Origin of the sequence: Clavibacter californiensis, from assembly GCF_021952865.1 — a bacterium.
GTDB classification, from domain to species: domain Bacteria; phylum Actinomycetota; class Actinomycetes; order Actinomycetales; family Microbacteriaceae; genus Clavibacter; species Clavibacter californiensis.
Genome location: NZ_CP040792.1, coordinates 1,417,778 through 1,429,732 on the forward strand (window position 1 = coordinate 1,417,778; position 11,955 = coordinate 1,429,732).

Here is an 11,955-nt window from a genome sequence, read left to right on the forward strand (position 1 = left end):
CGGCCGTCGTCGGAGGATGTCGGCCGGGCCGGGCCGGGCCGGGCCGGGCCCGCGCGACGCTTCAGCCGATGCGCTCGAGCGCGTCGACCACCACGTCCCAGAACCCGGCGTGGTCGAGGTCGACGGCGACCTGGGTCGTGCAGTCGGCGGGAGCCGGCCGGCGCAGGTCCGCGACGGTCATGCCGGTCGTGTGCGTGCCCGTCAGCTCGACCGAGATCGGCGCGCGCCGGACGCTCACCAGGCGCGGGTCGATCACGCGCGCGACGGCGCACGGGTCGTGCACGGGCGGGCTGGGGAAGTCCTGCCGGTCGTGGTAGGCCCGGCCGTAGGACTCCATCGAGTCGACGACGAAGCGCGCGGCGGGCGTGCCGAGCGCGGCGATGCGCGCCATGACCTCGGGTGTCGCCGTCGCCTGGTACGTGAGGTCGAGCCCGACCATCGTCACGGGCCACGCCTCGCCGAAGACGATGTGGGCGGCCTCGGGATCGACCGCGATGTTGAACTCCGCCACGGCCGTGCGGTTGCCCCGGTGGTAGCCGCCGCCCATGAGCACGACCTCCTTCACGCGCTCGACGATGCGCGGCTCGCGGCGCACCGCGAGCGCGACGTTCGTGAGCGCGCCGAGCGGCACCAGCGTGATCTCGCCGGGCGCGTGCGCCATGACCGTCTCGATGATGAGGTCCACCGCGTGCCGCGGGTCGAGCGCCACGGTGGGCTCCGGCAGCTCGGGCCCGTCGAGCCCGGACTCGCCGTGGATCTCGGGCGCGGTCATCACGGGCCGCACCAGCGGGCGCGCGCATCCGGCGGCGACGGGCACGCCGTGGATGCCCGCCACCGTCGCGACCGCGAGCGCGTTCCGCGTCACCTTCTCCAGCGTCTGGTTGCCGGCGACGGTGGTGATGCCGACGAGCTCGACCTCGGGGCTGCCGTGCGCGAGCATCAGGGCGAGGGCGTCGTCGTGCCCCGGGTCGCAGTCGATCAGGATCTTGGTGGGCATGGGTCCTCCGGCTCGGGTCGCGGCCCGCCGACGTGTCGCGCACCGATCGTCCGTGTGCCGACTACCTCGGCGCGGGGCCGCGTCGAGGCTAGTAGATTCGTCCCATGACGATCGCTCCCGAGGACTCCACGCTGCCCGGCGGAGGGTCGTTCCGCGACCTCCCCAAGGTCTCCCTGCACGACCACCTCGACGGCGGCCTCCGCCCCGGGACGATCGTCGAGATCGCCGACGAGATCGGGCTCGAGCTGCCCGCCGCGGGTGACGAGGCGCTCGGCGAGTGGTTCCGCACCAGCGCCGACTCCGGATCGCTCGTCGAGTACCTCAAGACCTTCGACGTCACCATCGCCGTCATGCAGACCGAGGAGCAGCTGGCGCGTGTCGCCCGCGAGTTCGTCGAGGACCTCGCGGACGACGGCGTCGTCTACGGCGAGATCCGCTGGGCGCCGGAGCAGCACCTCACCCGCGGGCTCTCGCTCGACCAGGCGGTCGAGGCCGTGCAGTCCGGCATCGAGGAGGCCGTGCGCGGCGTCGAGGAGGCGGGCGGATCCATCCGCGTCGGCCAGCTCGTCAGCGCCATGCGCCACCTCGACCGGGGCACCGAGATCGCGGAGCTCGCCATCCGCCATCGCGACCGCGGCGTCGTGGGCTTCGACATCGCCGGGCCCGAAGCGGGCTTCCCGCCCTCCCGCATGCAGGGCGCGTTCGACCTGCTGTCGCGCGAGTGGATGCCCCGCACGGTGCACGCGGGCGAGGCCGACGGCCTCGAGTCCATCCGCGGCGCGCTCCTCGACGGCCGGGCCCTGCGCCTCGGCCACGGCGTGCGCATCGCCGAGGACATCGAGGTCGACAGCGAGGAGGGCGAGGACGTCTTCGTCACCCTCGGCACGCTCGCGCAGTGGGTCAAGGACCGCGGCATCCCGCTCGAGCTCAGCCCGTCGTCGAACCTGCAGACCGGCGCCATCGAGGCGTGGGGCGTCGAGATGGTCGACCACCCCTTCGACCTGCTCTACCAGCTCGGCTTCGCCGTCACGGTCAACACCGACAACCGCCTGATGAGCGGCACCAGCATCAGCCGCGAGCTGGCGCTCCTCACGGACGCGTTCGCCTACGACCTCGACGACCACGAGGTCTTCCAGCTGAACGCGGCCGCGGCGGCGTTCCTGCCGCTGGAGGAGCGCGAGGCGCTCGCCGACATCATCTCCGACGGGTTCGCCCGCCTGTAGCGCGGGGCCAGAGGCCTCCCGTCCCGCTCGACCCGTCCCGCTCGCCGCTTCGACAGAGAGGTCGCATCCCGTGCTCCCACCGCTCCCGGACGACTCCGTCACCCTCGGCGCCGACGCCGCCGACTGGCGCGCCGCCGTGCGCCTCGTCGGCGACGCGCTCGTGCGATCGGGGGCGGCCACCGCGGAGTACGGGGATGCCATGATCCGCGTGGTCGAGGAGTTCGGCGCCTACGTCGTCATCGCCCCGGGGCTCGCGCTCGCGCACGCCCGGCCCGGTCCGGAGACGCTCGCGGACGGCCTCGCGGTCGTCACCCTCACCGAGCCGGTGGCGTTCGGGCACGCGCACAACGACCCCGTGGACGTCATCGTCGGCCTCGCGGTCACGACGGTCGACCGGCACGTCTCGTCGGTCGCCGACATGGCCAACATCTTCAACGACGCCACCGCCATCCCGCGGCTGCGCGCCGCCACCACCGTCGACGAGGTCCGGCGCATCATGGCCGGCGAGGAGGGCGCATGAAGGTCGTCGCGATCTGCGGCGTGGGGATCGGCACGTCCGGCATCCTCAAGGTCAACGCGGAGCGGGCGCTCGCGCGCCTCGGCATCGAGGCGGACGTGACCGCGGCCGACCTCGCGAGCGTCGCCTCCCTCGGCGAGGACGCGCAGGTGATCCTCACGTCGCCGGAGCTCGTGGACCGGATCGGGCCCACGTACGCCGACGTCGTGGTGATCGAGAACTACTTCGACCTCGAGGAGATCTCCTCCAAGCTCGACGCCGCGCTGGGCTGATCCGCCCCGGCGGGAGCCGATGCCGCATCCGCTGTCGAGGCGGGGACCCGCCCCCCGCGGGCGATGACGATCCCGGCCGCGATGAGCGAGCCCCCGGCGATCGCCGCTCCGGCCGCGATGATCGCGGGCGACGGGCCGGTGATCGGCTGCCCCGCGAGCGCCTGGGCGGTGACCAGCGCCACCATCGCGAGGTACGCGACGGCCGCGATCGCCGTCAGCCGCACGCGCACCCGGTCGGGCGCCAGCACAGGGATCCGCCGCGCCGCCAGCCCGAGGAGCAGCGCCGCGACGGGCAGCAGCTGCAGCGCGTGCATCCCGACGAAGTGCGGGATCCGCAGGTCGCCCGATGTGGTGCTCCAGCCGAGGACGGGGAGCCCGCGACCGCCGTCCGCCGCGCCCACGGTGTGCGCGCCGGACACTCCGTGGAAGTCGGCGAGCTGGGCCGCGGTGGGCGAGGTCATGAGGTACGCGAGGCCCATGCCGACCAGCGCGATGAGGGCGCCGGCCCGGATCCCGAGCGTCAGCGCCGGGTCGGGCAGCCGCAGGCGCAGCACGGCCAGGCTCGTGAGGAAGGCGCACAGGTACAGCACGGTGACGGAGGCCGCCATGACGCCCCAGAGGGCGGTCGCCAGCGGGGTCGTGACGTTGAAGTGGCTCGTCGTCCCGGCGGCCGCCGCGCCCACGATGACCGCCTGCTCGATCACGAGCGCCACCGCGACCACGGTCCCCGCGACGTGGGCCCGCCGCCGGAAGCGCGGGAGCCGCGCGATGAGCCACGCCCACGAGACGGCGTAGACGAGGATCGACAGGGAGAACTTGGCGGGCTTGTCCCAGACCGGCGCGCCCGTCACGACGCGGTCGTCGACCAGGCCGCCCACGAGGCACGCCGCCGCGACGACGGCCATGAGCGCGGCGACCGCCATGAGGGGCCGGTGCCAGCCGAACGCGCGGCGGATCACGACGCGGCCTCCGTCGGCATCGAGATGGTGGCCTGCGCGATCCGCCGGAGCCCTGCCGCCAGCTCGTCGCCGAGCACGGTGCCGACGACCATGAGCTCGGCCATCGCCGTGCGGTCGGGCCGGGCGCTCACCTCGGCGAGGTCGGCCTCGGCCTGCACGCGCGCGGCCTCGGCGTAGCGCGTGAGGTAGGCGTCCTCCATCGGGTGCCCGGAGCGGGCGAAGGCGTCGACCGCCCGCGCTGCCTGCGCACGGCCGGCGTGCCCGTCCAGGACGCACCAGCCGGCCGCCTCGGTGACCGCGTCGATCCGGGCGAGCGCGTCGGACGCGGGCGGCTCCGTCGCCGGCGGGCCGGGCGTGAGGGCGTCCTGCGCGACCGCGAAGACGTCCTGCACGCGGCGGTCGTCGTCGTCGAGCACGGCCAGGACCTCGCGGGCCCGGGCGACGGGCAGCCGCCCGACGTCGATGAGCGCGCGGATCAGCCGGATCCGCCGCGCGTGCTCGTCGTCGTAGTCGGTGCGGTTGCCGCCGATGCGGGTGCCTGCGGGCAGCAGGCCCTCGCGGACGTAGTACTTGACGGTGGCCGGCGGGACGCCCGTGGTCTCGGCCAGTTCGGTGATGCGCATGCCGCGAGGCTAGCGCACTGATAGCAGCACTACCAGTGAACGTCGCGCAAAGATCCCCGAACCGTCGGACGGCCCGCGGATCCCCCGTCTCAGACCTCGAGCAGGAGCGGCACGGCCTGCGCGAGGTCGGCCACGACGGCGCGCGCGGCGTCGCGGCGCTCGGCCACGGTGCCCTCGGTGCTCTGGGCGTCGAGGTAGACCTTGATCTTCGGCTCCGTGCCGCTCGGACGCACGATGAGACGCGCGCCGTCGCCGAGGTGGAAGCGGAGCACGTCGCTCGGCGGCAGGTCGGCCGTCCCCTCGGCGAGGTCGTCCATGCGCTCGACGCGACGGGATCCGATCGACGTCGGCGGCGACTGCCTGAGCTTCGCCATGATGCGCGGGATGACGGTGAGGTCGGTGACGCGCACGGAGATCTGGTCGCTCGCGAATGAGCCGAACCGCTCGGCGAACTCGCGGTCGTAGTCGTCGATGGTCTGCCCGCGCGACTTCAGCAGCATCACGCCGTGGAGCACGGCGACGGCGGCGGAGATGCCGTCCTTGTCGCTCGTGATCCACGGGGCGACCAGGTAGCCGAGCGCCTCCTCGTAGCCGTAGATGAGATCCGGCACGCGGCTGATCCACTTGAAGCCCGTGAGCGTCTCGCGGTAGCCGAAGCCCAGCTCCCGGGCGACGACCTCGAGCGCGGGGGAGGAGACGAGGGACGAGGCGAACGTGCCCGTGTTGCCGTCGGCGGCGTAGCGCTCGGCGATGCCGAGGCCGAGCAGCATGCCGACCTCGTTCCCCGAGAGGCGCCGCCAGGCGCCGTGCTCGTCCGCGATGGCGACCGCGAGCCGGTCGGCGTCGGGGTCGTTGGCGATGATGAGCTCGGCGTCGGACCGCACGGCCGCCTCGAACGCGAGGTCGAGCGCGCCCGGCTCCTCCGGGTTCGGGAAGTCGACCGTGGGGAAGTCGGGGTCGGGATCGGCCTGCGCGGCGACGACGACGGGCGCGTCGACTCCGACCGCGTCGAACACGCGCGCCGCGGTCTCCCACCCGACGCCATGCAGCGGCGTGTAGACCCACGTCAGCGGGGCGAGCGGGGCGGCGAACAGGCCGGCGGTCTCCTCGACGTAGGAGTCGATCAGCGTCTCGGGCGCGATCTCGTAGTCGTCCGCCACCGGCAGCTGCTGCACGGTGCGCTCGCCCGCGGCCTTGTGGATGAAGGCCGCGATGTCGCGGTCGGCCGGGCTGACGATCTGCGCGCCGTGGTCCTCGTCGCCGAGGTAGACCTTGTAGCCGTTGTCGCGCGCCGGGTTGTGCGACGCCGTGACCATGACGCCCGCGCTCACGGCGAGGTGCTTCACCGCGTACGCGAGGACGGGCGTGGGCAGGGCCCGGGGGAGCAGCACCGTGCGGACGCCCGCGCCGGCCATGATCCGCGCGGTGTCCTCGGCGAAGACCCGCGAGTTGTGGCGCCCGTCGTAGCCGATGACGATGCTGGGCCGCGGGCTGCGGCTGCGGAGGTAGTCGGCGAAGCCGGCGGCAGCCTGCGACACGAGCACGCGGTTCATGCGGTTCGGGCCCGCGCCCAGCTCGCCTCGGAGCCCCGCGGTGCCGAACTGGAGGCGCGTCTGGAAGCGGTCGCGGATCCCGGCGGCCGCCTGCTCCCGGTCGGCCGCGCCGGCCCCGGCGGCGGTGCCGTCGACGAGGGCGAGCAGCTCGTCGACCTCTGCGCGGGTGACGGGATCCGGGTCCTGCGCCTGCCAGGCGCGCGCGGCCGCGACCAACGCCGCGGTCTCCTCCCGGCTCACAGGGCGCCCACGATGCGCGCCAGCATGCCGCCGATGCGGCCCTCGGCGGCGCGGCCGGCCTCGATGACCTCCTCGTGGCTGAGCGGGGTCTTCTGGATCCCGGCCGCGAGGTTCGTGATGAGCGACATGCCGAGCACCTCCATGCCGGCCTCGCGGGCGGCGATGGCCTCGAGCGCGGTGGACATGCCGACGATGTGGCCGCCGATCGCCTTCGCCATCTGCACCTCGGCCGGCGTCTCGTAGTGCGGGCCGCGGAACTGGCAGTACACGCCCTCGTCGAGGTCGGGCTCGACCTCGTGGGCGATCGCCCGGAGCCGCGCGGAGTAGAGGTCCGTGAGGTCGATGAAGGTCGCGCCCTCGAGCGGGGAGTCGGCGGTGAGGTTGATGTGGTCGCTGATGAGGACGGGCGTGCCCGGGGTCCAGTGCTCTCTGATGCCGCCCGCGCCGTTGGTGAGGATCATCGTGGTGGCGCCGGTGGCCGCCGCGGTGCGCACGCTGTGCACGACCCGGCGGACGCCGTGGCCCTCGTAGTAGTGGGTGCGCGCGCCGATGACGAGGGCGCGACGGCCGGACGGCAGCAGGACGCTGCGGAGCGAGCCGACATGGCCCTCGAGCGCGGGCTTCGAGAAGCCGACGACCTCCGTCGCGGGGATCGCCGCGGTGGTCTCGCCGATGAGGTCCGCCGCCTTCCCCCATCCGCTGCCGAGCGTGAGGGCGATGTCGTGGCGCTCGACGCCGGTGAGCTCGGCGATCTGCCGGGCCGCCTGCCGCGCGATCTCCTGGGGGTCGGCGTCGGGCGACTCGAGGGGGTTGCTGTACGTCATCCCACGATCCTAAATGCGCGGGCGCGAGCGGCTCCGGCCGCCACGACGGCCGGGTTCGCGCGGGCCGCGGGCCTGCGGGATGATGTGCGCATGGGATACGAGTTCGAGGCCAACCAGCGGATCGCGATCCTCGGAGGGGGTCCCGGCGGCTACGAGGCCGCCATCGCCGGAGCGCAGCTCGGCGCGGAGGTGACGCTGGTGGAGCGCGTGGGCGTCGGCGGCTCGGCCGTGATGACCGACGTCGTCCCCTCGAAGACCCTCATCGCCACCGCGGAGGCCACCAACGCGCTCGGCGAGGCCGCCGACCTCGGCGTCCAGTTCTTCTCCCGCGGCGAGGCGACCCGTCGTCCCGTGCGCCCCGAGGTCGCGGTCAACCTCCAGGCCGTCAACGACCGCCTGCTGCGGCTCGCGCGCCAGCAGTCCGAGGACATGAAGTCGAGCCTGATCCGCGCCGGCGTCCGCATCGTGCAGGGCGAGGGCCGGCTCGACGGGCCGAACCGCATCATCGTCTCCACCGGCCGCGGGGGCGGCCGGGGCACCGACTTCGACGAGATCGACGCGGACACCACGGTCATCTCCACGGGCGCGAGCCCCCGCATCCTCGACACCGCGAAGCCCGACGGGGAGCGGATCCTCACCTGGACGCAGCTCTACACGATGGACTGCGTGCCCGAGCACCTCATCGTCGTCGGATCCGGCGTCACGGGCGCGGAGTTCGCGTCGGCCTACACCGCGCTCGGCGCCAAGGTCACGCTCATCTCCTCCCGCGACCAGGTGCTGCCGGGCGAGGACGCCGACGCGGCCCGCGTGATCGAGGACGTCTTCACGCGCAACGGCATGACCGTGCTCTCGAAGTCGCGCGCCGAGTCGGTCGTGCGCCAGGGCGACGGCGTGGTCGCGACGCTCAGCGACGGCCGCGTCGTCGAGGGCAGCCACTGCCTCATGGCGGTCGGATCCGTGCCGAACACGGCGGGCATCGGCCTCGAGGAGGCGGGCGTGCAGATGAGCGACTCCGGCCACATCCGCGTCAACCGCGTCGCGCGCACCTCGGTGCCGAGCGTCTACGCGGCGGGCGACTGCACCACGTTCCTGCCGCTCGCCTCCGTCGCGTCGATGCAGGGCCGCACGGCCGTCTACCACGCGATGGGCGACGCGGTCAGCCCCACCGAGCTCCGCAACGTGACCTCCAACATCTTCACGCAGCCGGAGATCGCGACGGTCGGCTGGTCGCAGAAGCAGATCGAGGAGGGGCTCGCGCAGGGCGACATCTACAAGCTGCCGCTCGCGTCCAACCCCCGCGCGAAGATGCAGAACGTGAAGGACGGCTTCGTGAAGCTGTTCGCGCGCACCGGCTCGGGCACGGTCATCGGCGGCGTCATCGTGGCGCCCAAGGCGAGCGAGCTGATCTTCCCGCTCGCGCTCGCCGTCGAGCACCGGCTCACGGTGGACGACGTCGCCCGCGCGTTCACGGTCTACCCGTCGCTCTCGGGCAGCATCTCCGACGCGGCGCGCGCCATGCACATCGTCCTCTGACCCGCCGGCCGCCTCACGCGGCCCGCACGCGACGACGGCCGGCCCCCGAGGGGACCGGCCGTCGTCGCGTGGTGCGAGCGTCAGACGATGTCGAGCAGGCGGTGCCCGGACGGGACGGTCTGGCCGACCTCGGCGGCGATCCCGGAGACGGTGCCCGCGGTGTGCGCCGTGAGCGGCTGCTCCATCTTCATCGCCTCGAGGACGACGAGGAGGTCGCCCTTGACGACCTGCTGGCCCTCCTCGACCGCGAGCTTGACGACGGTCGCCTGCATGGGCGAGGTGACGGAGCCGCCGCCCGATGTGTCGACGGATCCGGCCTGCTTGCGCCGCGCTGGGGCCGCCGCCGCCCGTCGGGACGAGGACGCGCCGGCCGCGGGCGCGAGGTCCTCGGGGAGGCTCACCTCGATGCGCTTGCCGCCGACCTCGACCACGACCGTGTGCCGGGCGGGCGCCTCGGCGGCGTCCTCGAGGGCGCCGGACCAGGGCTCGATGGTGTTGTCGAAGTCCGTCTCGATCCAGCGCGTGTAGACGGAGAAGGGCGCGCCGTCCGCCGGGGCGAAGGCCGCGTCGCGCACGATCGCGCGGTGGAAGGGGAGCACGGTCGGCAGGCCCTGCACCTCGAACTCGTCGAGCGCGCGGCGCGAGCGCTCCAGGGCGTCCTCGCGGCTGGATCCCGTGACGATGAGCTTGGCGAGCAGCGAGTCGAACGCGCCCGAGATCACGTCGCCCGCGCGCACGCCGGAGTCGACGCGGACGCCGGGGCCGCCGGGTGCCTGGAACACGTGCACGGGACCGGGCGCGGGGAAGAAGCCGCGGCCCGGGTCCTCGCCGTTGATGCGGAACTCGAACGAGTGGCCGCGCGGCTCCGGGTCGTCGTAGTCGATGAGGCCGCCCGCGGCGATGCGGAACTGCTCGCGCACGAGGTCGATGCCCGTGACCTCCTCGGAGACCGGGTGCTCGACCTGGAGGCGGGTGTTGACCTCGAGGAAGGAGATGGTGCCGTCCTGCGCCACGAGGAACTCGCACGTGCCGGCGCCGACGTAGCCGACCTCGCGGAGGATCGCCTTGGACGCGGCGTAGAGCTGGGCGTTCTGCTCGTCGGTGAGGAACGGCGCGGGCGCCTCCTCCACGAGCTTCTGGTGGCGGCGCTGCAGCGAGCAGTCGCGCGTGGAGATCACGACGACGTTCCCGGCGGAGTCGGCGAGGCACTGGGTCTCGACGTGCCGCGGACGGTCGAGGTACTTCTCGACGAAGCACTCGCCGCGACCGAACGCCGCGACGGCCTCGCGGGTGGCGGACTCGAACAGCTCCGGCACCTCCTCGCGGGTGCGGGCGACCTTGAGGCCGCGACCGCCGCCGCCGAACGCCGCCTTGATGGCGACGGGGAGGCCGTGCACGTCGACGAACTCGAGCACCTCGTCGGCGCCGGACACCGGGTTGAGCGTGCCGGGGGCGAGCGGTGCGCCCACACGCTCGGCCACGTGGCGGGCCGTGGTCTTGTCGCCGAGCTGCTGGATGGCGCTCGGCGAGGGGCCGATCCACGTGAGCCCGGCGTCGATGACCTGCTGTGCGAAGTCGGCGTTCTCGGCGAGGAACCCGTAGCCCGGGTGCACGGCGTCGGCGCCGGAGCGGCGGGCGATGGAGAGGAGCTTGGCGATGACGAGGTAGGTGTCGGCGCTCGACTGCCCGTCGAGGGCGTAGGCCTCGTCGGCGAGCGTGACGTGCAGGGCGTCGCGGTCCTGGTCGGCGTAGACGGCGACCGAGCCGATCCCCGCATCCCTCGCCGCCCGGATGATGCGGACGGCGATCTCGCCCCGGTTGGCGATGAGGACCTTGTTCACACGCGTCATGAGACCCCAGCCTAGGGTCTGGGATGCGCGCGGCTTCGGAGGGTCCGCACAAACATGAGGGGCTGCCGGGTAGGCGCGCCCACAACCGGCCGGTCGCGTCGCGCCCCTGGCATGATCGACGCATGACCGCATCCGGCACCGGCGACGACGACGCGCGAGCGGCCGCGGCCGACCTCCGGGAGCTGCTGCGGGGGACGGTCGGCGAGCTGCAGGCCCGCCGCGCGCCCGACGAGGCGCTCGCCGAGGTGCGCGCCAAGCGCTCGTTCGGGCCGATCAAGCGGCAGCCGGCCATGGTGCCGGTGGGTCGTGCCTGGCGGCTCGGCGTCCTGCTGCTCTCGGACGACGGGTCCCTGCGTCGCACCGGCAGCATCACCCGCGCGGTGGAGCCCACGCGCTCCCAGGGCCTGGACTCGGGGGTCGAGGCGCGCAAGGAGGCGAGGCGCCAGGCCGTCCGCGCCTTCGAGGAGGGCGACGCGGTCGACTACGACTGGGAGCCGATCGCGCTCGACGCGGCGTCGCTCGCTCGCGGATCCGGGCCCCTGTCCCTGCGCGGCCGCGAGCTCCGCGTGCAGTGGGGGCCGGCCGCGCACGAGACGCGACCCCTGGCGGCCTACCTCGCCGACCGCATCGAGGTCCTCGGGATGGGCTGACGCCCGCCGGCGGGCTCGCCGGTCAGACGAGCCGCGCCTCCACGGCGCCCTGACGGTTCCAGAGGTCCGTCCACTCCGCGCCGAGCTCCCGGACGAGCCCGCGGAGGGTGGGCAGCGAGAGGCCGACGACCGTGCTCGGGTCGCCCTGGATCCGCTCGATGAAGGCGGCGCCCAGGCTGTCGATGGTGAACGACCCGGCGACGAGCAGCGGCTCGCCCGTCGCGACGTAGGCGTCGATCTCCGCGTCGGTGATGTCGGCGCGGAAGCGGACGTCCGCGACGGCCGCGCGCCCGATGCCGCGCACGATGCGGCCGTCGGCCACCTCGATCAGCCAGTGCCCGGAGTGCAGCCGCCCCTCCCGGCCGCGCTGCGCCCGCCAGCGCTCGGTGGCGCGCTCGACCGTGTGCGGCTTGCCGTGCACGACGCCGTCGGTCTCGAAGGCCGAGTCGCCGCCGAGCACGAGGCCCGTGATCGGCGCACCCGCGACGAGCTGCCCGACGACCGCCTCGGCCTTGGCGCGCGCGAGCAGCTGCACCATGTCCTCGGGGCCGAGCGGACCCTGGCGCGCCTCGGCGGCCGCGACCGCGGCGGGCTCGTCGACGTCGGAGGGCAGCACGACGGGCTCGATGCCGGCGGAGCGCAGCAGGGCCAGGCGGGCGGGGGACGTGGAGGCGAGGTGGAGGCGCGTGGTCACGCCGACATGGTGGCACGCGT

General features: G+C 73.9%; 12 protein-coding genes. 5 read left to right on the top strand and 7 right to left on the bottom strand.

Going from position 1 to position 11,955, the window contains the following annotated elements:
- Positions 1-61 precede the first annotated feature (61 nt).
- The gene (uriH, locus tag FGD68_RS06980; RefSeq protein WP_119373460.1) at positions 62-997 is read right to left on the bottom strand and encodes a uridine-preferring nucleoside hydrolase UriH; all 936 of its coding nucleotides are present in this window, start codon (positions 995-997) and stop codon (positions 62-64) included.
- Between the two features lie 104 nt (positions 998-1,101).
- On the opposite strand from uriH, the gene FGD68_RS06985 reads away from it, so the two are divergent.
- From FGD68_RS06985 to FGD68_RS06995, 3 genes are all read left to right on the top strand, one after another.
- Positions 1,102-2,220 carry an adenosine deaminase gene (locus FGD68_RS06985; RefSeq protein ID WP_119373459.1) on the top strand — a complete coding sequence of 373 codons (1,119 nt, stop codon included), beginning with the start codon at positions 1,102-1,104 and terminating at the stop codon, positions 2,218-2,220.
- A gap of 70 nt (positions 2,221-2,290) precedes the next feature.
- On the top strand, positions 2,291-2,740 hold the full coding sequence (locus FGD68_RS06990) for a PTS sugar transporter subunit IIA (RefSeq protein WP_119373458.1): 450 nt from the start codon (positions 2,291-2,293) through the stop codon (positions 2,738-2,740).
- Positions 2,737-3,009, top strand: coding sequence for a PTS sugar transporter subunit IIB (locus FGD68_RS06995; RefSeq protein ID WP_119373457.1), 273 nt, complete (start codon positions 2,737-2,739; stop codon positions 3,007-3,009). The genes FGD68_RS06990 and FGD68_RS06995 overlap by 4 nt, the downstream gene beginning before the upstream one ends.
- Here the strand turns inward: FGD68_RS06995 and FGD68_RS07000 are convergent.
- The 4 genes from FGD68_RS07000 to FGD68_RS07015 all read right to left on the bottom strand — a co-directional run bounded on the left by FGD68_RS07000 (position 2,958) and on the right by FGD68_RS07015 (position 7,208).
- Positions 2,958-3,968 (bottom strand): hypothetical protein, encoded by a 1,011-nt coding sequence (locus tag FGD68_RS07000; protein ID WP_119373456.1) that lies wholly within the window; start codon positions 3,966-3,968, stop codon positions 2,958-2,960. The genes FGD68_RS06995 and FGD68_RS07000 overlap by 52 nt on opposite strands.
- A complete protein-coding gene (locus FGD68_RS07005; RefSeq protein ID WP_237609956.1) occupies positions 3,965-4,591 on the bottom strand; it encodes a MerR family transcriptional regulator in 627 nt (208 codons plus the stop codon). The genes FGD68_RS07000 and FGD68_RS07005 overlap by 4 nt, the downstream gene beginning before the upstream one ends.
- Positions 4,592-4,680: 89 nt before the next feature.
- Positions 4,681-6,384, bottom strand: coding sequence for a phospho-sugar mutase (locus FGD68_RS07010; protein WP_237609957.1), 1,704 nt, complete (start codon positions 6,382-6,384; stop codon positions 4,681-4,683).
- The gene (locus tag FGD68_RS07015) at positions 6,381-7,208 is read right to left on the bottom strand and encodes a purine-nucleoside phosphorylase (RefSeq protein WP_119372822.1); all 828 of its coding nucleotides are present in this window, start codon (positions 7,206-7,208) and stop codon (positions 6,381-6,383) included. Before FGD68_RS07015 ends, FGD68_RS07010 begins: the two co-directional genes overlap by 4 nt.
- A gap of 90 nt (positions 7,209-7,298) precedes the next feature.
- Between FGD68_RS07015 and FGD68_RS07020 the strand changes: the two genes are divergently transcribed.
- On the top strand, positions 7,299-8,741 hold the full coding sequence (locus FGD68_RS07020; RefSeq protein WP_043584559.1) for an NAD(P)H-quinone dehydrogenase: 1,443 nt from the start codon (positions 7,299-7,301) through the stop codon (positions 8,739-8,741).
- Positions 8,742-8,821: 80 nt separating this feature from the next.
- On the opposite strand, the gene FGD68_RS07025 is transcribed toward FGD68_RS07020, so the two are convergent.
- Positions 8,822-10,591: an acetyl/propionyl/methylcrotonyl-CoA carboxylase subunit alpha gene (locus FGD68_RS07025; protein WP_119372823.1), complete on the bottom strand. Its 1,770-nt coding sequence runs from the start codon at positions 10,589-10,591 to the stop codon at positions 8,822-8,824.
- 122 nt (positions 10,592-10,713) lie between these two features.
- On the opposite strand from FGD68_RS07025, the gene FGD68_RS07030 reads away from it, so the two are divergent.
- Entirely contained in the window at positions 10,714-11,241 is a 528-nt protein-coding gene (locus FGD68_RS07030) for a hypothetical protein (RefSeq protein ID WP_119372824.1), read from the top strand.
- Between the two features lie 22 nt (positions 11,242-11,263).
- Here FGD68_RS07030 and FGD68_RS07035 read toward each other — a convergent pair whose 3' ends face one another.
- Complete coding sequence (locus FGD68_RS07035; protein ID WP_119372825.1) at positions 11,264-11,935, bottom strand: Maf family protein; 672 nt, start codon at positions 11,933-11,935, stop codon at positions 11,264-11,266.
- Positions 11,936-11,955: the final 20 nt, after the last annotated feature.